The 18,952-nt window shown below is 64.1% G+C and carries 18 protein-coding genes; 9 read left to right on the plus strand and 9 right to left on the minus strand.

Annotated features, from left to right (window positions below; translation table 11 throughout):
• The first annotated feature begins 13 nt into the window (after positions 1-13).
• From ACP2YO_RS24635 to ACP2YO_RS24650, 4 genes are all read left to right on the plus strand, one after another.
• Positions 14-805: a TatD family hydrolase gene (locus ACP2YO_RS24635; protein WP_426433721.1), complete on the plus strand. Its 792-nt coding sequence runs from the start codon at positions 14-16 to the stop codon at positions 803-805.
• Positions 802-1,608 carry an MBL fold metallo-hydrolase gene (locus tag ACP2YO_RS24640; protein ID WP_426433723.1) on the plus strand — a complete coding sequence of 269 codons (807 nt, stop codon included), beginning with the start codon at positions 802-804 and terminating at the stop codon, positions 1,606-1,608. Before ACP2YO_RS24635 ends, ACP2YO_RS24640 begins: the two co-directional genes overlap by 4 nt.
• A 116-nt stretch (positions 1,609-1,724) precedes the next feature.
• A complete protein-coding gene (locus tag ACP2YO_RS24645) occupies positions 1,725-2,483 on the plus strand; it encodes a nitroreductase family protein (RefSeq protein WP_426433725.1) in 759 nt (252 codons plus the stop codon).
• Positions 2,464-2,931 carry a MarR family winged helix-turn-helix transcriptional regulator gene (locus ACP2YO_RS24650; RefSeq protein ID WP_426433727.1) on the plus strand — a complete coding sequence of 156 codons (468 nt, stop codon included), beginning with the start codon at positions 2,464-2,466 and terminating at the stop codon, positions 2,929-2,931. The genes ACP2YO_RS24645 and ACP2YO_RS24650 overlap by 20 nt, the downstream gene beginning before the upstream one ends.
• 7 nt (positions 2,932-2,938) lie before the next feature.
• On the opposite strand, the gene ACP2YO_RS24655 is transcribed toward ACP2YO_RS24650, so the two are convergent.
• The 4 genes from ACP2YO_RS24655 to ACP2YO_RS24670 form a co-directional block, all read right to left on the minus strand.
• Positions 2,939-4,588: an acyl-CoA synthetase gene (locus ACP2YO_RS24655; RefSeq protein ID WP_426433729.1), complete on the minus strand. Its 1,650-nt coding sequence runs from the start codon at positions 4,586-4,588 to the stop codon at positions 2,939-2,941.
• 24 nt (positions 4,589-4,612) lie between these two features.
• Positions 4,613-6,496, minus strand: a complete 1,884-nt coding sequence (locus ACP2YO_RS24660) for a TRAP transporter large permease subunit (RefSeq protein ID WP_426433731.1) — start codon at positions 6,494-6,496, stop codon at positions 4,613-4,615.
• 22 nt (positions 6,497-6,518) lie between these two features.
• Entirely contained in the window at positions 6,519-7,538 is a 1,020-nt protein-coding gene (locus tag ACP2YO_RS24665; protein WP_426433733.1) for a TRAP transporter substrate-binding protein, read from the minus strand.
• 281 nt (positions 7,539-7,819) lie between these two features.
• Positions 7,820-8,626: an enoyl-CoA hydratase/isomerase family protein gene (locus tag ACP2YO_RS24670; RefSeq protein ID WP_426433735.1), complete on the minus strand. Its 807-nt coding sequence runs from the start codon at positions 8,624-8,626 to the stop codon at positions 7,820-7,822.
• 88 nt (positions 8,627-8,714) lie between these two features.
• On the opposite strand from ACP2YO_RS24670, the gene nthA reads away from it, so the two are divergent.
• From nthA to ACP2YO_RS24690, 4 genes are all read left to right on the plus strand, one after another.
• Positions 8,715-9,350: a nitrile hydratase subunit alpha gene (gene nthA, locus ACP2YO_RS24675; RefSeq protein ID WP_426433737.1), complete on the plus strand. Its 636-nt coding sequence runs from the start codon at positions 8,715-8,717 to the stop codon at positions 9,348-9,350.
• A complete protein-coding gene (gene nthB, locus ACP2YO_RS24680) occupies positions 9,347-10,006 on the plus strand; it encodes a nitrile hydratase subunit beta (RefSeq protein ID WP_426433739.1) in 660 nt (219 codons plus the stop codon). Before nthA ends, nthB begins: the two co-directional genes overlap by 4 nt.
• Positions 10,006-10,383: a nitrile hydratase accessory protein gene (locus ACP2YO_RS24685; protein WP_426433741.1), complete on the plus strand. Its 378-nt coding sequence runs from the start codon at positions 10,006-10,008 to the stop codon at positions 10,381-10,383. Before nthB ends, ACP2YO_RS24685 begins: the two co-directional genes overlap by 1 nt.
• A 333-nt stretch (positions 10,384-10,716) precedes the next feature.
• On the plus strand, positions 10,717-11,931 hold the full coding sequence (locus tag ACP2YO_RS24690; RefSeq protein ID WP_426433743.1) for an acyltransferase family protein: 1,215 nt from the start codon (positions 10,717-10,719) through the stop codon (positions 11,929-11,931).
• 120 nt (positions 11,932-12,051) lie between these two features.
• Here ACP2YO_RS24690 and queC read toward each other — a convergent pair whose 3' ends face one another.
• Entirely contained in the window at positions 12,052-12,771 is a 720-nt protein-coding gene (queC, locus tag ACP2YO_RS24695) for a 7-cyano-7-deazaguanine synthase QueC (protein ID WP_426433745.1), read from the minus strand.
• A gap of 128 nt (positions 12,772-12,899) precedes the next feature.
• Between queC and mazG the strand changes: the two genes are divergently transcribed.
• Positions 12,900-13,754: a nucleoside triphosphate pyrophosphohydrolase gene (gene mazG, locus ACP2YO_RS24700; RefSeq protein ID WP_426433747.1), complete on the plus strand. Its 855-nt coding sequence runs from the start codon at positions 12,900-12,902 to the stop codon at positions 13,752-13,754.
• A gap of 172 nt (positions 13,755-13,926) precedes the next feature.
• Here mazG and mgtE read toward each other — a convergent pair whose 3' ends face one another.
• The 4 genes from mgtE to ACP2YO_RS24720 form a co-directional block, all read right to left on the minus strand.
• On the minus strand, positions 13,927-15,297 hold the full coding sequence (gene mgtE, locus ACP2YO_RS24705) for a magnesium transporter (RefSeq protein ID WP_426433749.1): 1,371 nt from the start codon (positions 15,295-15,297) through the stop codon (positions 13,927-13,929).
• A gap of 205 nt (positions 15,298-15,502) precedes the next feature.
• Positions 15,503-16,897, minus strand: coding sequence for a GTPase HflX (gene hflX, locus ACP2YO_RS24710; RefSeq protein WP_426433751.1), 1,395 nt, complete (start codon positions 16,895-16,897; stop codon positions 15,503-15,505).
• 11 nt (positions 16,898-16,908) lie between these two features.
• Positions 16,909-17,157, minus strand: a complete 249-nt coding sequence (gene hfq / locus ACP2YO_RS24715; protein ID WP_006020546.1) for an RNA chaperone Hfq — start codon at positions 17,155-17,157, stop codon at positions 16,909-16,911.
• A 412-nt stretch (positions 17,158-17,569) separates the two neighbouring features.
• Positions 17,570-18,940 (minus strand): sigma-54-dependent transcriptional regulator, encoded by a 1,371-nt coding sequence (locus tag ACP2YO_RS24720; RefSeq protein WP_426433753.1) that lies wholly within the window; start codon positions 18,938-18,940, stop codon positions 17,570-17,572.
• Positions 18,941-18,952: the final 12 nt, after the last annotated feature.

Raw genomic sequence — 18,952 nt, forward strand, 5'->3', positions numbered from 1 at the left:
CGGTTCGGACATCATGCTGGTCGACAGTCACTGCCACCTGGATTTTCCTGACTTCGCCGACGATCTCGATGGGATCGTCGGTCGCGCCGAGACGGCCGGGATCGGCCGTATCGTCACGATCTCGACGCGCGTGAAGCGGCTCGGCGGGCTGCTTGCGATCGCCGAGCGCTTTCCGAATGTCTACTGCTCCGTCGGTACCCATCCGCATCATGCCGATGAAGAGGACGGCATTCCCGCCAGCGAGTTGATCGAGCTCACGAAACATCCGAAGGTCGTCGCGCTTGGCGAGGCCGGGCTCGACTATTTCTACGAACATGGCTCGCCCGAGGCGCAGGAACGCGGCTTTCGCGCCCATATCGCCGCAGCTCGCGCCACAGGCCTGCCGCTTGTCATCCATACCCGCGAGGCTGACGAGGATTGCGGCCGCATCCTCGAAGACGAAATGGCGAAGGGACCGTTCGAGGCTGTCCTGCATTGCTATACCGGTGGGCGCGAGCTTGCGATGAAGGCGATCTCGCTCGGGCTGTCGATTTCTTTCACGGGCATCCTGACCTTCAAGAAATCGGACGCGTTGCGCGCGCTGGCGGCTGAGTTGCCTGCCGATCGCATCATGGTCGAGACCGACGCGCCGTATCTCGCGCCGGGCAAATTCCGCGGCAAACGCAACGAGCCGTCCTATGTTGTCGAGGTCGCCAAGGTGCTGGCGGAAACGCGCGGCGTCTCGCTGGAGGAGATTTCGCGGCAGACTACCGAAAATTTCTTCCGGCTGTTCTCGAAAGTGCCGGCGTCGAAGGTTGCTGCATGACACTGACATTGACCATTCTCGGCTGCGGATCCTCGGCCGGCGTACCGCGGCCGGCGCTGGGCTGGGGCGCATGCGATCCCAATAATCCCAGGAACCGGCGCCGCCGCTGCTCGATGATGGCCGAGCGTACGACGGAGCAGGGCACCACACGTGTCGTGATCGACACCGCGCCCGACCTGCGGGAGCAGTTGATCGACGCTGATGTCGAACACATCGACGCGGCGTTCCTGACGCATGAGCATGCCGATCAGACCCATGGTATCGACGATCTGCGCTCGGTCGTGCTGCACCAGCGCCGCCGTATTCCGGTCTACTTCAACATGTCGACCGGCAAGGACATCATGGCCCGGTTTTCGTATTGCTTTATCTCTCCCGAAGGCAGCGACTATCCGCCAATCCTGACCCGGCATTCGATCGAGGCCGGCGAGAGCCGGACGATCGAAGGGAAGGGGGGACCGCTCGAACTCACCGCGTTCCTGGTCCGGCATGGCAATATCCCCGCACTCGGCTACCGCATTGGCGACGCCGCCTACACGCCCGACCTGCACGACATCCCCGAGGAGAGCTGGCCGGCGTTGCAAGATCTCGATCTCTGGATCGTCGACGCCTTGCGCTATGCGCCCCATCCCAGCCATTTCAGCCTCAGTGACGCACTGTCATGGATCGATCGCTTCAAGCCAAGGCGGGCGGTCCTTACCAATCTGCACTCCGACCTCGACTACGAGGTGCTGCAGCAGTCGCTGCCGGCCGGCGTGATCCCGGCCTATGACGGTATGCGCCTGACGCTCGACCAGGCGGGCTGAACACCTCAACAACGGCAAGCTCAATCAATCGGGCCGCGCATGAGGCGTGGCGGTCCCGCGTTGACTTTCTGCGGGGTTGGCATATCGTTATGATCATAACAATAAGGGAGGATCACATGACGGGAGCCGTGGCGAGGCACGATTTCACCGATCGCACGCGATACGACGCGCTGATGGACGTCGTGAAGAACCGACTGACGACGCGAGCATTCGACTCCAGCTACGTGATGCCCGCGGAGCATTACGACATGATCCTGGAGGCGGCGCGGCATGCGCCGTCAGGCGCGAATGCCCAGCCGTGGCACTTCATTGCCGTCACCGATCAGGACCTGAAGAACAAGATCACGGAGTATTTCCGTGAAGAGCAGGTCATGCGTGCCCGGCTCAAGATGAAGTTTCCGACCCCCGACTATCGCGGGCTGGCATCCGCCCCCGGGTTCATCGTCGTCGCCAGCGACTTCCGCTGGGTCAAGGCGTTTCCGGTCCTCAACGACGGGTCCGAGCTCGACAAGATGTACAAGGAGAATGCCGAGCGGATCCTGCTCCAGAGCGTGGCCGCCGCCACGATGTCTGCGCATCTGGCCGCCGCGGCGCTCGGATATAACGTCTGGTGGGTCACCGCGATCGGCCAGGAGAAGGCGCAGCAGGCCATGAAGCCGCTGCTCGGCATTCCCGCGGAGCTATCGGTGCTCGACATCATGTGCTTCGGTCCGCCTGCGAAGGCGCCCTACAAGCGCTGGAAGAAGAGCCTGGCCGACATCAGCAACTGGAACAGGTTCGATGCCTCGCACTTCATGACCGAAGCCCAGATCGACGAATGGGTTTCGACCACGCGCCACAAGGTGATGTACCGGGATGCCGAGAACGTCGACTAAATCAGCCGCACCGGCCGGGCGCGCCGCGTCAGACTACCGGCTGGAGGACCAGGTCGGATTCCTGCTGCGCCGTGCCTACCAGCGCGCGTCGTCCAATCTGGTCGACCGCATCGGGGCCCACGACTTGACGGCTCCGCAATTTGCAACACTGGCCCGGCTCTACGAGCGCGGGGCGCTGTCGCAGAACCTGCTTGGCCGGCTCGTCGCGATGGAGCCCGCCAACATCAGGGATGTCGTGCTGCGGCTGAAGAAGCGGCGCCTCGTTGCGACCCGACGCGATCCGACCGATAAACGGCTGATCCTGATTGATCTGACGTCCGCCGGGGTTTCGCTGGTCGAGCAATTGCTTCCGATCGAAATCGAGTGCACCGCAAAGACGCTGGCGCCGTTCAGCGCCGACGAGAGAAGGCTGCTCTACGACTTGCTCACCCGGTTGGCCGACGGCTGAGAGCCTCTCACGTGGTAATCGCCTTCGCCGAGCCCACCTCGTTGCGCAGCAGGAATTTCTGGATCTTGCCGGTCGAGGTCTTCGGGATCGCGCCGAATACGACCGATTTGGGTGTCTTGAAGCCCGGCATATGCTCGCGGCAATAGGCGATGATCTCGGCCTCGGTTGCCTTGGCGCCGTCCTTCAGCTCGAGGAAGGCGCAGGGCACTTCGCCCCATTTCGGGTCCGGCTTTGCCACGACAGCCGCGAACAGCACGGCTGGATGTCTGTAGAGGACGTCCTCGACCTCAACGGAGGAGACATTCTCGCCGCCGGAGATGATGATGTCCTTGGACCGGTCCTTGATGATGACGTAGCCGTGCTCGTCGAGCACGCCGAGATCGCCGGTGTGAAACCAGCCGCCGGCGAAAGCGTCCTGCGTCGCCTTCTCGTTCTTCAAATAGCCCTTCATCACGATGTTGCCGCGGAACATGACCTCGCCGATGGTCCGGCCATCGCGCGGCACCTCTCGCATGGTCTCGGGATCGAGCACCGTGACGCCTTCCTGCAGCGGATAGGAGACGCCCTGGCGCCGCTTCAACTGTGCGCGCTGGTCGGCTGACAACTCGTCCCAGCCTGGCTGCTCGGCGCAGACGGAGGCGGGGCCATAGACCTCGGTCAGGCCGTAGACATGGGTCAATTTGATGCCGATACGTTCGGCGCCCTCGAGCACCGCGACCGGCGGCGCCGCACCGGCGATCAGCCCGACCACGGACTTTGCCTTGTCATCCTTGGGGGCATCAGGCGCATTGATCAGCGTGTTGTAGACGATCGGCGCACCGCACATGTGGGTGACGCTGTGCTGCGGGATCAGCTCGAAGATCTTTGCCGGATCGACCTTGCGCAGGCAGACGTTGACGCCGGCGGTCGCCGCCACGGTCCAGGGGAAGCACCAGCCGTTGCAATGAAACATCGGTAGCGTCCAGAGATAGACCGGATGCTGGCCGAGATTGCCGGCCAGGATGTTGCTGACCGCGTTCAGATACGCGCCGCGATGGTGCGTCACCACGCCCTTGGGATTGCCCGTCGTGCCGGAGGTGTAGCTCAGCGCGATCGCATCCCATTCGTCGGCCGGTGGCCGTTCGACGAATGCCGGATCGCCTTGCGCGACCGCCGTCTCGTACTCGATCTCGCCGATCCGCTTGCCGCCAGGAAACGCTGCATCATCGACGTCGACGACGAACGGCTTTGCGCCCTTCATCAACGTCAAGGCTTCCGCGATCACGGCGGAAAATTCGGGATCGACAAGGATCATCCTGGCGCCGCCATGCTCGAGCTGGAACGCGATCGACGCCGCGTCCAGACGGATGTTCAGCGCGTTCAGCACCGCGCCGGCCATCGGCACCGCGAAATGGAGCTCGTTCATCGCCGGGAGGTTCGGCAGCATCGCGGCAACCGTGTCGCCATAGCCGATGCCGCGCCCCCCGAGCCAGGACGCAAAGCGCCTGCAGCGCTCGTAGGTCTGCTTCCAGGTGAAGCTGCGGCCTTCGTAGAGCGTGCTGACATGGTCGGGATAGACGGCGGCCGAGCGCGCCAAGAAGCTCAGCGGGGTCAGCGGCACGTAATTGGCCGGCGTCTTGTCCAGCCCGATCGAGTACTGGTTTTGAGCTGCACTCATGGCTCTATCCCATCTGCAAGGTGCTTAGAGGAATCCAATCGATATCCACGGGAAGATGGCGACGATGATCAGGCCGATCAACAGCGCCAGCATGTAACCCCAGATCGGCCGGATACCCTCAGCCGGATCGACGCGCCCGATGGCGCAGGCGGCATAATAGCCGACGCCGAACGGCGGCGCGAATAATCCGATGCCCATCGCCAGGATGATGATCATGGCGTAGTGCACCTCGTGGACGCCGACCTGCCGTGCGATCGGAAACAGCAGCGGTCCGAACAGCACGATCGCAGGTATCCCCTCGAGCACGCTGCCGAGGATCACGAAGGCCAGGATCGAGACCGCGATGAAGCTCGCCGAGCCGCCGGGCAGCCCGGTCATCGAGGCCGCCAGCGCACGCGAGAAACCGGACTGGGTCAGGCCCCAGGCCATGCCGGTCGCGGTGCCAATGATGAAGAGGATGGCGCCCGACAGGCAGGCGGTTTCGATCAGCATCGGCAACAGCCTCCGCCATTTGAATTGGCGGTAGATCAGGAGCCCGATGACGAGTGCGTAAACGATGCCGATGGTCGAAACCTCGGTCGCGGTCGCGATGCCTTCGACCACCGCGTAACGGATCACGAAGGGCAGCGCCAATGCGGGCAGGGCGAATATGAACGCCTGCCCGATCTCGCCAGCCTTGGCACGCTTGACGTGGCTGAGATCCTCGCCGCGGTAGCGCCACCACACCAGCGTCGACAGTGTAATGGCCAGCACGACGCCCGGCAGCAGGCCGCCGGTGAACAGCGCCGAGATCGAGACGCCGGTCACCGAGCCGATGGTGATCAGCACCAAACTCGGCGGAATGGTTTCGGTCTGCGCGCCGGTGGCCGCGAGCAGGGCGACGAGGTCGCCCGATCTCGCACCGCGCTGCTTCATCTCCGGAAACAGAACGGGTGCGACCGCCGCCATGTCCGCGGCCTTCGATCCCGAGATGCCCGACACCAGGTACATGGCGCCGACCAGCACATAATGCAGGCCGCCGCGGACATGCCCCAGCAGGCTGGCAAGGAACGCGACCATGGCGCGCGCCATGCCGGTCATCTCGATCAGCAGGCCGAGGAACACGAACAGCGGCACCGAGAGCAGGATCAGATGGCTCATGCCCTCATCCATCCGGCCGACCAGCACCATCAGCGGTGTCCGCGTGGTCAGCGCGAGATAGCCGAAGATCGCCATGCCGAAGGCAAAGCCGATCGGCGCGCCGGCGAAGACGCAGAAAGCAACCACGCCGACGAAGAAGATGACCAGGTTGAGATTGCCGAGCGGACGCAGCAAGGGCTGCGCGAGCCAGAACAGCCCGATCAACACCGCGACCGTGAGCGCGGCCATCAGCAAGGTCTTGACATCGCCGACCCGCGCCAGACGCAACAGCGCAAACAGCGCCATCAGGCAGGTGCCGATCGGCAACGCTGCCGCCCGCCAAGTGTTGGAAATCTGCAGCGCCGGCGTCGTGATGAAGCTTTCCTCGTAGGCGTATTCGTACGCAGGCCGCAGGATCATGATCAGGAACGCCAGCGCCGCGCAGGTCGCGACGACGTCGAGATAGGCCCACAGCCTGGGTCCCGCGCTCGCGACCAGCGCCGTCATGCGCATATGCTCGCCGCGCCGGAACGCCACTGCGGAGCCCAGCATGGCGAGCCACAGGAACAGGATCGAGGCCAGTTCGTCGGACCAGATCAGCGGCGAATGCAGCACGTAGCGCGAGATCACGCCGGCGAACAGGATCACGACTTCGGCGACGACCAGGATCGCCGCCGGGATCTCCACCAGCATCCCGAGGGCGGCCTCGATGGACCCGAGAACGGAGCGGCGGCGAGGGGGCTGGGACGCCTCGCCGGCCACGGCCGGCGTCATCTCGACATGGGCCATGACAAGACTCCTGCCTGACCGATCAGGACAGCTTGCCGACGGACTTTTCCAGCAGCTCCCACGCCTTCTCGCCGTACTTGCCCTTCCACTCGGCGTAGAAGCCGGCGGCGCGGAGCTTGTCGCGGAACGGTGCGACCTCGGGCTGGTTGAAGACCAGGCCCTTGCCGGTGAGTTCCTGCTTGACCGTGGCGTTGAGCTTCTCGGTGTCCTCGCGCTCCCTAAGTGCCGCCGCATTGACGTTCTTGGTGACGATGGCGCGGATATCGTCCGGCAGCGCCTGCCAGGCACGGCGGTTCATCAGGAACCAGAAGCCGTCCCACATATGGTTGGTCAGCGAGCAGTATTTCTGGACCTCGTACAGCTTCGCCGCCGAGATCAGCGCCAGCGGGTTTTCCTGGCCTTCAACGATCTTGGTCTGCAGCGCCGAATAAACCTCGCTGAAATTGATCGAGGCGGGCGAGGCGTCGAACGCCTTGAACATCGAGGTCCACAGCGGCGACACCGGCACGCGGATCTTGAAACCCTTGAAATCATCGGGCCCGGTGATCGGCTTGGTCGACGACGTGGTCTGGCGGAAACCATTGTCCCAGATCTTGTCCATCACCTCGAGACCGGCCTTGTTGATCTCGCCGCGCACGTAAGCGCCGAGGTCGCCATCCATGGCCTTCCAGACCGTGGGATAATCCGGGAACGCAAACCCGATGCCGTTGATCGAGGCCGCCGGCACCAGGGTCGCCAGGATCAGGCCCGACAGCGTGAAAAACTCGACGCCGCCGGAACGCACCTGGCTCAGCATGTCGGTATCGGAGCCGAGCTGGCTGTTCGGGAACACCTGCAGATCGAACCGTCCTTTGGTTTCGGTCTTGATCGCAGCCGCCATCTCCCGGGCGCGCGCCACGAACGGATGCGACTCCGGCAGGTTGTTGGCGAACTTGTAGCTGAACTCGGCGGTCTGGGCGCGCGCGACGAATGGCGCGCCAACGCCGCCCAGGACGGCAGATGCGGCGGAGACCTTCAGCAGCGTGCGTCGTGAAAAGCTCATTGGTTTCTCCCTCGAGAGGCTTGTTGTTCTTGTGAGATGCCAATCCTATACGGACCTGACGCCGCGGGGTCACCAGCGATCTCTATTCGTGGCAGCGCTTATTGCAGCGTCCGTACGCCGCGGCAATATGGGCTTTCAGATTGTAGATATAAATATTCCATAATATACCTTATGCGAATTAGAGATATCGGCGCGGGGACGACAATCAGGCTGACCCCTTACGGCCAGATCGCGTTCAGAAGCTCCGCCAGCCTGGCGTCCCTTCGATTGCACTGCCGACTTCAGCGCCCTCTGAAGCGTGGTTTTCGCCGCGCCAGGAACGCCTCGACGCCCTCCTTATGATCGTCCGTCAAGCTTGCGAGCGCGAACTGGTCGAGGTCCATATGGCCAGCGAGATCGTCCAGCGCATGCGCGAGCCGATTGACGGTCAGCTTGGTCATCGCAACCGAGATCGGCGGCTGCGCGGCGATCTTGGCCGCAAGCGCCATCGCGGCCTCAACCGATTTGCCTGGAGCGGCCACCTGCTCCACCAGCCCCCACTCGTAGGCCTGCTCGGCTGAAATCCGATCGTCGGCCAGGATCACCGCCTGCTTGGTACGCGCCGGCCCAATCAGATGCAGCATGCGCGGCACGCTCTGCCAGCTCATGTTCATGCCGAGCCCGATCTCCGGCACGCGCATATGGGCGTCGCGCGCCATGATGCGGAAATCCAGCGCCACCGCGAGCGCTACGCCGCCGCCGACACAGAAGCCTTCGATGGCGCCGATCGAGACCTGTTCCATCTCCTGCCAGGCGCGCGTCAGCCGCGGCCCGAGTTTCAAATGCCGGCGCAGCGCGCCCAGATCCATGGTCTGACGCGAACGTCCTTCAGCATCCTTCAGATCGAAGCCGGCGCTGAACGATTTGGCGCCGCCGGTCAGCACGACGACCGAGGTTCCACCGTCATCCTCAAAGCTGCGCGCGGCGTCGGTGAGCTGGCGCAGCGCATCGGGCGACAGCGCGTTGATGCCGTCGCCGCGGTCGAAGCGCACCACGGCGATGCGGCCTTCGGGCCCAAGGCCCTTCTCGATCGTCACATAGTCCGCCATCAAATACCTCCCCTGCTCGCGCCGTTTTGTAGAATGCCGGCAAACCCTTGCCTCGACATAGCACGGCTTCTTCGCCTATCCTGCCCACATGAGCGGACATGATCACGACCATCATCACCACGATCACGACCATTCCGAGTTATCGGAGACCGAACTGCGCGTGCGCGCGCTGGAATCGATCCTGACCGAGAAGGGTTATGTCGAGCCGGCCGCGCTGGACGCCATTGTGCAGGCCTACGAGACGCGGATCGGCCCGCATAACGGCGCTCAGGTCGTTGCCAAGGCGTGGACCGATCCTGCCTTCAAGAAAGCGTTGCTCGCAGACGCCACCAAGGCGGTCGGCACGCTCGGCCATGTCAGCAGGGTCGGCGACCATCTCGTCGCGGTCGAGAATACGCCTGATCGTCACAACATGGTCGTGTGCACGCTCTGCTCCTGTTACCCCTGGGAAATGCTGGGACTGCCACCGGTCTGGTACAAGGCCTCGCCCTATCGCTCGCGCGCGGTCAAGGACCCGCGTGGCGTGCTCGCTGATTTCGACGTGAGCCTGCCGAAGGAGACCGAACTCCGGGTTTGGGATTCGACCGCGGAGACACGCTTTCTGGTGCTGCCGATGCGGCCCGAAGGCACCGAGGGCTGGAGCGAGCAGCAGCTCGCCGAACTGGTGACGCGCGATTCCATGATCGGTACCGGATTTCCGAGGAAGCCGGGAGCGCCGTCTTGAACGGCGTGCACGACATGGGCGGCATGGACGGGTTCGGCAAGGTCGAACCCGAGCCGAACGAGCCGATGTTCCACGAAGTGTGGGAATCGCGGGTGCTGGCCATGGTGCGCGCGATGGGCGCGGCCGGCGCCTTCAACATCGACGCCTCGCGATTCTATCGCGAGACCCTGCCGCCGGACGTCTATCTGTCGAGCTCCTATTACAAGAAATGGCTGCTCGGGCTTGAGGACCTGCTGCTCGACAGAGGCTTTATCGCCAAGGAGGACGTCGCCGCCGGACATGCGGTGATGCCGGCCAAGCCGCTCACGCCCGGCAAGCTTTCCGTCAGCGACGTCGAACGCACGATGGTGCGTGGCAAGTTCGGCCGCTCCGCGCCGGCGCCTGCAAGGTTCAAGGCCGGCGACAAGGTGCGCGCAAAGAATATCCATCCCGCCACCCACACGCGGCTGCCGCGCTACGTGCGCGGCCATATCGGCGTCGTCGAGCGTGACCATGGCTGCCACGTCTTTCCGGACACGGCGGCGAACGACGCCGGCGAGCACCCGCAATGGCTCTACACCGTGGTGTTCGACGGGCGTGAACTCTGGGGGCCGGACTCCGATCCGACGATCAAAATCTCGATCGATGCGTTCGAGCCCTATCTGGAGCCCGCGTGATGGACACAGCCGCCGCCGGCCGCGCCGCCAAGGCCGTGCCGGGTGTTCCGCGCGATGAAGAAGGCCCGGTGTTCCGTGCGCCTTGGGAAGCTCAGGCGTTTGCGATGGCGCTGTCGCTTCATGACCGTGGCCTGTTCACCTGGAGCGAATGGGCCGCAGCCCTCGCCGAACAGATCAAGCGTGCGCAAGCCGCGGGCGATCCCGACACCGGCGAGACCTATTACCAGCACTGGCTGGCCACGCTCGAGCAACTCGTCGCCGCCAAGGGCGTGACGACGCTCGAGACGCTGCACCGCTACCGCGACGCCTGGGACCACGCCGCCGACCGCACGCCGCACGGCAAGCCGATCGAGCTGACGCCGGCGGATTTCGAATAGTCGCATCCCTCCTCCATCATTGCGCGACCGTTGGCCCCTCGCGATGACGCCGGGATCACGTTCCGATTTACGCTTCATACAGCGATAGAGCACGCATTGACGTTCTCGCGACATCCGCGAGACGCATATGCATCTTGCGAATTTTTGCCTGCCACTGGGGCGTCAGGACCACACGACTTCACCGTCCGCCTTGGCGCATGTCGGGCAAATCAGTGCTGGACGCCCTGATCTGAAGGCGGATGGAGCCCATCGGTAGACGGTCGAGGCAAGGCTTTGTTAGCTAACTTGCCACACACTCGATGCCTTTCGTAACCGGGGTCATCGAGCCGTCCCATGCCTGCCTCCCGCATGTCTTATCTCGACGGCCTTCGCGGCATCGCGGCGCTCAACGTCGCCTTGTCGCATTTTGTGATGGCCTTCGATTTCGCAATTTACACCGGGCGCCCCGAACATGCGCAGGGCTCCTGGGAAGTCGCGCTTTCGGCCTACCCGTTTCTGTTCGTCGCGGCGGGCGGCAATTATGCGGTCTGCATCTTCCTCGCGCTGTCAGGATTCGTTCTCGCCAAATCGTTCCAGGGCAGCGATTTGTCGGCGGTTGCGCTGGTCGTGAAGCGTACACTCCGGCTCGGGCTTCCAGTGCTCGCGGCGAGCCTGTTCGGCTGGTTCATCCTGTCGTCAGGACTTGCATTCAACCACGACGCGGCCGCGATTACGCGCTCGACCTGGCTGTCGGGCCAGTTCACGCAACAGCCCAGTCTCGCCGATGCTCTGCTTCAGGCGTGGAACAGCCTGTTGGGCATACCGACGCGCACGAACTCGTATAATTCCGTGCTTTGGACGATGCCGACCGAATTTCTCGGATCGCTTCTGCTGATCGGGATGTTCTCCACGCGCTTGCCGGCCAATCGGCCGCGGTGGGCGGGACTGATCATGCTTGTGCTGGGCACCACGCTCGCGCGCGCCTACATCTCGGTGGTTCTGTTCGGGGCCGCGTTGTATCTTCTCGACGCCCCACGTTTCGCGGCGCGCCTGCGATGGCGGCCGGTCCTTCTGGCATTTATCCTCGCGTTGGGAACGGTCCCGCTCAGCATTGAGCGGTGGCCGATCTGGGACGCGCTGCTCTCGATCACGGCGCTTGTTCCGTTCATTCCGATCATCGCGCCGGGCTTGACTTTTCAGGCCGACGCCTCGATCTGGCACGCGATGTCAGCGGTGATGCTTGTCGCTCTGATCACCGGCTGGCCCGCGGCACAGCGTCTGCTGGCGACGCCGGCCGGCCAGTACCTCGGCCGCATCTCGTTCCCGCTCTATCTGGCGCACATCCCGGTGCTGTTCTCGGTGGCGTGTTCCGTCTTCCTGGTCGCCCATGCCGCGGGGCTTTCCTATGGCACTTCCACCCTGATCAGCCTCACCGCCTATGTGCCGTCGTTCTTGCTCGCGGCCATGCTGTTGGAGAAGGCGGTGGATGAGCCGTCGATACGGCTGGCCGCGAGAGCTGCGAACGCACTCTCCGAGCCGGTCGCGAGGCCAGCAGTGCCGACGGCGTAAGACCGCGGCACGTGTCACGCACTTGCCTTATGCGCACGCGTCACCTGCGCATGGCCGGAATTACTTCGGCCATCGCCGGCGCTCGCATAACGGAGGCATGTCCTTTGCGACCCTCGCGCGCTAGCCGCGCACCTGCGCCGCATATTCCCGCCAGCCCTTCGCCCGCAGCGCGCAGGCCGGGCATTCGCCGCAGCCGTAACCCCAATCGTGCTGCTTGCCGCGCTCACCAAGATAGCAGGTGTGGGAGTGCTCGCGGATCAGGTCGACCAGCCCTGCCCCGCCGAGTTCATCGGCCAGCCGCCAGGTCGCAGCCTTGTCGAGCCACATCAGCGGCGTGTGTAGTTCGAAGTCCTTGGCCATGCCGAGATTGAGCGCCGACTGCAGCGCCTTGATGGTCTCGTCACGGCAATCAGGATAGCCGGAATAATCGGTCTCGCACATGCCGCCGATGATGTGGCGGATGCCGCGGCGATAGGCGAGCGCCGCCGCGAAGGTGAGGAATACGAGATTGCGGCCGGGCACGAAGGTATTCGGCAAGCCGTCCGCGCCCATCGCGATCGCAACGTCGCGGGTCAGCGCGGTGTCGGAGACCTCGGACAAGGTCGGAATCGCGAGCGTATGGCTGTCGCCGAGTTTCGCGGCCCAGTCCGGCCGCAGCGATGTGATGCCGGACAACAGGCGGTCGCGGCATTCGAGTTCGATCGCATGGCGCTGGCCATAGGCAAAACCCAGCATCTCGACGCGGGCAAAGCGCTGCAGGGCCCAGGCCAGGCAAGTGGTGGAATCCTGGCCGCCGGAAAACAGCACCAGCGCGGTCTCGGAATTGATCTGATCGCTCATGAGACGCGATTTAGCACCCTATTTCGCCGTGGCCAATCGGTGGACAGCGCCTCGATTTCGGCGCGTTTGGCTGGGATCGGCGGGGCCGTTTTGGCATAACATTTGTGCCTCTTACACTCCGGTGCCCGATGACCCCTTCCCGCGATATTTCCCGCCTGATCGAGATCATGGCCGCGCTGCGCACGCCGGTGACGGGCTGCCCCTGGGACCTGGAGCAGAATTTCGCGACCATCGCCCCCTATACGATCGAGGAGGCCTACGAGGTGGCCGATGCGATCACGCGGGGCGATTTCGAGGATCTTCGCGACGAGCTCGGCGATCTGCTGCTGCAGGTGGTCTATCACGCCCGCATGGCCGAAGAGCAGAATGCCTTTGCGTTCGGCGACGTCGTCCAGGCGATCACAACGAAGATGATCCGCCGGCATCCGCACGTCTTTGCCGACAAGGACGGCAACATCCAGCCCGCCGGCGTCAAGAGCGCCTGGGAGCGCATCAAGGCCGAAGAAAAGGCCGAACGCGCGGCGCGGCGGCCACCGGAGGAGACCGCGCACACCTCGTTGCTCGCAAGCGTCAAGGCCGGTCTCCCGGCGCTAACGCGCGCCATGGAGCTGCAGCGCAAGGCCTCCACCGTCGGCTTCGACTGGAACGATCCCCGTGCCGTGCTCGCCAAGATCCGCGAGGAGGCCGACGAGATCGAAGCCGCGCTCGACCGTAACGACAGGACGGAGATTGCCGAAGAAACCGGCGACCTGATGTTCGCGCTGGTCAACCTCGCCCGGCACGTCGGCGCCGATCCGGACACAGTGCTGCGCGGCACCAATGCAAAATTCGAGCGGCGCTTTGCCTATATCGAAAAGGCGCTGGCCGCCCGCGGCCGTTCGCTCGACGATGCATCGTTGGACGAAATGGACGCGCTGTGGAATGAGGCGAAGGTCGCAACCACCGCTGTCGTCCCTGCGAAAGCAGGGACCCATACCGCGTGATCTATCGATCAGCTGGCGGTGCTAGTCCCGCGCTTAGGTACGGGCACTTCAAGATAAGGCCGCTCGGAACGCCGAATGTGCACAACAACCGAGGCCGGTGGTTATGGGTCCCTGCTTTCGCAGGGACGACAGTGAGTTTGTGGACTCGGGCGTACCCCTTGCTCACAGATACTCATAGCAGCGTGCCGCGCAGGATCACGGCCGCGACGCCGAAGTAGATGACGAGGCCGGTGACATCGACCAGCGTCGCCACGAAGGGCGCTGATGCGCTCGCGGGGTCGAACCCGATCCGCTTCAGGATGAACGGCAGCATCGATCCTGAGAGCGATCCGAAGGTCACGATGCCGACCAGGGCGGCGCCGACCGTGGCGGCCACCAGGCCCCAATGCGGACCGTAATCGAAGATGCCCAGCGTCTGCCAGAGCGTGATCCTGAGCATGCCGATGAGGCCGAGGATGGCGCCGAGCGCGATGCCCGTCGGCAGTTCGCGCAAGGCCACCCGCCACCAGTCGCGCAAACGGAGCTCGTGCAAGGCCAGCGCGCGGATCAGCAGCGAGGTTGCCTGCGACCCCGAATTGCCGCCCGAGCTCATGATCAGCGGAATGAACAGGGTCAGGACGATCGCCTTCTCCAACTCGCTCTGGAACGTCTGCATGGCGCTCGCAGTCAGCATTTCCGAGAGGAACAGCGCGCAGAGCCAGCCGCCGCGCTTCTTGATCATCTCGAGGAAGCTGATCCGCAAATAGGGCTCGTCGAGCGCTTCCATGCCGCCGAATTTCTGGGCGTCCTCGGTCAATTCCTCGACGATGGTGTCGATCACGTCGTCGACCGTGACAATACCGAGGATATGGCCCGGACCATCGACGACCGCGATCGCGAGCAGATCGTACCGGGAGATCAGCCGTGCCGCCTCCATGCGGTCGGCTTCCGGCGAGATCATCAGCGGACGCCGCGCCGGTGCGGCGGTCAGGACGTTGGCGTGGGGGTCGGCGGAGATCAGACGCCGCAGCGGCACGGCCTGGATCAGAGTCCTCTTCACCGGATCGACCACGAAGATCGAGTAGACGGTCTCGCGGGTGCGCTCGACCATGCGGATATGATGCAGAACCTCGGCGATGGTCCAGGTCGACGGCACGCTCACGAACTCGGTGGTCATGATGCTACCAGCGCTGCGTTCCGGATAGGCCAGCAGCGTCGAGATGGTGGCCCTTGTGTCCGGATTGAGCCGGTTCAGCAAGGTGGTCCGGAGCGGCTCGATCAGCTCCTTGAAGATGTCGGCGGCGCGGTCATCGGAAACGCCGGACAGCAGGGAAACCGCGGTGTCCGTTGGCAGCTCGGCAATGATCTCGCAGGTATTGTCGAGCCCGGGCAGGTCGAGGACCTCGATCGCGCGCTCGGCCGGCAGCGACTGCAGCATCCTGGCGGCGGCCACGGGCTCCTGCGCATTGAGGGCTTCGACGATGTCCGGCGCCCGCTCGTGGGCGAGATCCCCGTGCGGGCCCTCTTGCGTCCCACTGGTTACGACTTCGCCGGAGTTCTGCATCGATCACCCTTGTCTTTGCGCCCAGCAGCGCAATGAACCAAGGCGACGGTAAATTCAAACGGAAAGTGCGGCAGACGGTCGCAAGCCGGCCGTGTCCTGGCGCGGTCGCATTCCAGCAATTGCAGCCCGGCTGAACCTGACTGGTCAAGGCTACCTATCGAGAAGCCTACGTATCGAGACTATGCGTCGAGACCACGCGTCAAGGCTAAGCGTCGCACGGGATGGCGCCGAACCGTGACATCACGATGTCGCGCTTGGTTTCGTCGACGCGGACGGTCATGTCGAAGCGCTCGCCGTGCAGCTCCTTGTTCAGCACCTCGGCATTGCGGTGCAGCCAGCTGATGCCGGCGCCATCGGAGGCGTCGATCGTGAGGTTCAGGGTGATGCGCTTGGCCGCGAGCCGGTCCTCGATCGCGGTCAGCAGCGCATCGATCCCCTCGCCCGTGGCGGCGGAGACGAGGAAGCACGGCCGCTCCGGCGGGCGGCGCGCGGCGATGTTGCGCAAATTGTCGCGCTCCTCGGGATCGAAGCGGTCGATCTTGTTCCAGACCTCGATGATGCGCTGGCCGCCGTCGGCGTCGGGATCGATGCCGAGTTGGCGCAGCACCGCCTCGACGTCGCGCTCCTGCGCTTCCGCATCCTCATGCGAGATGTCGCGGACATGCAGGATGATGTCGGCCTCCAGCACCTCCTCCAGCGTGGCGCGGAACGCGGCTACAAGCTGCGTCGGCAGATTGGAGATGAAGCCGACCGTATCCGACAACATCGCCTTGCCGCCGTGCGGCAGGTTGAGCGAGCGCAAGGTCGGATCGAGCGTGGCGAACAGCATGTCGGCGGCCTGTACGTCGGCGCGGGTCAGCCGGTTGAACAGGGTCGACTTGCCGGCATTGGTGTAGCCGACCAGCGCCACCACGCGGTACGGCACGCGCTGCCGTCCGGCGCGGTGCAGCCGCCGCGTCGCCTGCACCTTCTTCAGCTCGTTCTCGAGCCGCGTAATGCGGTCGCCGATCAGCCGGCGGTCGGCCTCGATCTGGGTCTCGCCGGGACCGCCCATGAAGCCGAAGCCGCCGCGCTGGCGCTCGAGGTGGGTCCAGGACCGCACCAGCCGGCTGCGCTGGTAGTTGAGATGGGCAAGCTCGACCTGCAGCGCGCCTTCCTTGGTCTTGGCGCGGCGGCCGAAGATTTCCAGGATCAGGCCGGTGCGGTCGAGCACCTTGGTGCTCCAGGCCTTCTCGAGGTTGCGCTGCTGGATCGGCGACAACGCGCAATCCATCACCACCAGCTCGACAGCATTGCTGGCGACGAGACCGTTGATTTCCTCGACCTTGCCTTTGCCGAGAAAGGTAGCCGGGCGGAGCTGGCTGATCGGCGCGACGACCTGCTCCACCACCTCAAGGTCGATGGCGCGCGCGAGCCCCGCGGCTTCCTCGATCCGCGCTTCATAGTCGCGGATAGACGAATCCGATTGCGCATCGCCGTCGCCGCGGCGCGTGCGCAAATAGGGGCCGATGACGATCACCCGCCCGGTGCTGCCGTCCCCCGCCGACCCAAGCCGAGACTTGGGACGGTCGGCGCCCCCTTCACGGTTGAAGGGTTCCAATCAGTTCACTCTCAAGCCGGTGCATCCTCGCCGCCTTCGAACAACTGGATCGGAGCGCCAGGCATGATGGTCGAGATCGCGTGCTTGTAGACAAGTTGCGAATGACCGTCGCGCCGGAGCAGCAGGCAGAAATTGTCGAACCAGGTGACAATCCCCTGCAGCTTTACTCCGTTGACCAGAAATATCGTCAGCGGTGTTTTGGTCTTACGAACGTGATTAAGGAAGGTGTCTTGTAGATTTTGTGCGCGGTCTGCCGCCATTGTTTTTGTCCCGCAAGCTTGTGCTTCTTTTTTATTGAACCGGTGTGGCTCTCTGACGGAGCCTCCTCCGGCTGTCCACCTGCCCTGAGATCCCCCTCTGGCAGGTGTAACGGTAGGATTAGAGGCCACGCGCGCTTTTTAGGCAAGCCGGTTCAGGCGCCAGTCCGTATGAACACGGTGGCGATTCTAAGAAAGTGCGGGGAAAGAGATGATTATTCTCAGTTTGGTGGATAAGTCGCCCCTTGCCCGGCCAAACCGCGTTTGACCGGCCATCCGCCGAAAATGCCATGAGGACAATACGGGCCGCTGGAGCGGCCTACCGGAACAGGCCATTGCCACTCGTCGATGACGTCTTGGGTTCAAAGAAGGCCTTTTTCAAAGAAGGCGTTCTTCTAAACAAAGGCCTTGGGGGTCAACCGACCCCCAGCGCCTTCAGCTTGCGATGCAGCGCCGAGCGCTCCATGCCGACGAACTCCGCGGTGCGCGAGATGTTGCCGGAGAAGCGGCTGATCTGGGCGATCAGATAATCACGCTCGAACACCTCACGCGCCTCGCGCAACGGCAGGCCCATAATGTGCTCGCCATTGTTGGAGGTCGGCATCGCGGGCACCATCGAGCCGACGTCCTGCGGCAGCATGTCGGCGGTGATGATCGCCTCCGGCCCGCCGCCGGCCAGGATCATCACCCGCTCGACATTGTTGCGGAGCTGGCGGACGTTGCCGGGCCAGACATGCGATTGCAGCACCGCCATCGCGTCCTGTCCGATCTGCCGTTTCGGCAACCCGGTCGCGCCCGAGATCTGGTCCATGAAGTAGTCGATCAATTCGGGGATATCCTCGCGCCGCTCCGACAGCGGCGGCACCCGGATCGGGACCACCGAAAGACGGTGGTAGAGGTCCTCGCGGAAATGGCCGGCGGCGATCTCCTCCTCGAGATTGCGCGCGGTCGAGGAGACGATGCGGACGTCGACATGCACCTTGGCGGTGCCGCCCTGGCGCTGGAAGGTCTGGTCGACCAGCACGCGCAGGATCTTGTTCTGGGTCTCCCGCGGCATGTCGGCGATCTCGTCGATGAACAGCGTGCCGCCATGGGCCTCCTCGAGCGCCCCCGGCTTGCGCTGCTGCTCAGCGCTCGATCCTTCGATGCCGAACAGCTCGAGCTCCATCCTCTCCGGCGTGATCGCCGCCGCATTGATGACCACGAACGGCCCCTCGGCGCGGCCCGAGGCATGGTGCAGGGTGCGCGCCGCAAGCTCCTTGCCGGAGCCGGAAGGCCCGACGATCAGGATGCGGCTGTTGGCCTTGGCAGCGCGGTCGATGGTCTGGCGAAGCTGGTTCATACAGGCTGAGCGGCCGGTGAGAACGCTAGCCGCGGGAGCGAGTTGCTTGAGTTCCTTCACCTCCCGCTTGAGCCGGGAGGTCTCCAGCGCCCGGGTCGCGACCAGGATCAGGCGGTCCGACTTGAAGGGCTTTTCGATGAAGTCGTAGGCACCGCGCTTGATCGCGGCAACGGCGGTTTCGATGTTTCCGTGTCCGGAGATCATCACCACGGGTAGATCGGCATTGTCCTTCTTGATCTGTTCGAGCAGTTGCAGCCCGTCCAGCTTGGAGCCCTGCAGCCAGATGTCGAGGAAGACCAGCTGCGGACGGCGGTTGGCAATCTCGGCCAACGCCGAATCGCTGTCGCGCGCGGTGCGGGTGCCAAAACCCTCATCGTCCAGGATTCCCGCAACGAGGTCGCGAATATCAGCCTCGTCGTCGACAATAAGAATGTCACTTGCCATGGGGTTACGCCT

Origin of the sequence: Bradyrhizobium genosp. P, assembly GCF_049949265.1 — a bacterium.
Classification (GTDB): domain Bacteria; phylum Pseudomonadota; class Alphaproteobacteria; order Rhizobiales; family Xanthobacteraceae; genus Bradyrhizobium.

Excerpts from the sequence above, each read along its gene's own strand:
- ACP2YO_RS24635 (WP_426433721.1), top strand. The coding sequence starts at position 14 with ATGCTGGTCGACAGTCACTGCCACCTGGATTTTCCTGACTTCGCCGAC.
- ACP2YO_RS24640 (WP_426433723.1), top strand. The coding sequence starts at position 802 with ATGACACTGACATTGACCATTCTCGGCTGCGGATCCTCGGCCGGCGTA.
- ACP2YO_RS24645 (WP_426433725.1), top strand. The coding sequence starts at position 1,725 with ATGACGGGAGCCGTGGCGAGGCACGATTTCACCGATCGCACGCGATAC.
- ACP2YO_RS24650 (WP_426433727.1), top strand. The coding sequence starts at position 2,464 with ATGCCGAGAACGTCGACTAAATCAGCCGCACCGGCCGGGCGCGCCGCG.
- ACP2YO_RS24655 (WP_426433729.1), bottom strand. The coding sequence starts at position 4,588 with ATGAGTGCAGCTCAAAACCAGTACTCGATCGGGCTGGACAAGACGCCG.
- ACP2YO_RS24660 (WP_426433731.1), bottom strand. The coding sequence starts at position 6,496 with ATGGCCCATGTCGAGATGACGCCGGCCGTGGCCGGCGAGGCGTCCCAG.
- ACP2YO_RS24665 (WP_426433733.1), bottom strand. The coding sequence starts at position 7,538 with ATGAGCTTTTCACGACGCACGCTGCTGAAGGTCTCCGCCGCATCTGCC.
- ACP2YO_RS24670 (WP_426433735.1), bottom strand. The coding sequence starts at position 8,626 with ATGGCGGACTATGTGACGATCGAGAAGGGCCTTGGGCCCGAAGGCCGC.
- nthA (WP_426433737.1), top strand. The coding sequence starts at position 8,715 with ATGAGCGGACATGATCACGACCATCATCACCACGATCACGACCATTCC.
- ACP2YO_RS24685 (WP_426433741.1), top strand. The coding sequence starts at position 10,006 with ATGGACACAGCCGCCGCCGGCCGCGCCGCCAAGGCCGTGCCGGGTGTT.
- ACP2YO_RS24690 (WP_426433743.1), top strand. The coding sequence starts at position 10,717 with ATGCCTGCCTCCCGCATGTCTTATCTCGACGGCCTTCGCGGCATCGCG.
- queC (WP_426433745.1), bottom strand. The coding sequence starts at position 12,771 with ATGAGCGATCAGATCAATTCCGAGACCGCGCTGGTGCTGTTTTCCGGC.
- mazG (WP_426433747.1), top strand. The coding sequence starts at position 12,900 with ATGACCCCTTCCCGCGATATTTCCCGCCTGATCGAGATCATGGCCGCG.
- mgtE (WP_426433749.1), bottom strand. The coding sequence starts at position 15,297 with ATGCAGAACTCCGGCGAAGTCGTAACCAGTGGGACGCAAGAGGGCCCG.
- hfq (WP_006020546.1), bottom strand. The coding sequence starts at position 17,157 with ATGGCGGCAGACCGCGCACAAAATCTACAAGACACCTTCCTTAATCAC.
- ACP2YO_RS24720 (WP_426433753.1), bottom strand. The coding sequence starts at position 18,940 with ATGGCAAGTGACATTCTTATTGTCGACGACGAGGCTGATATTCGCGAC.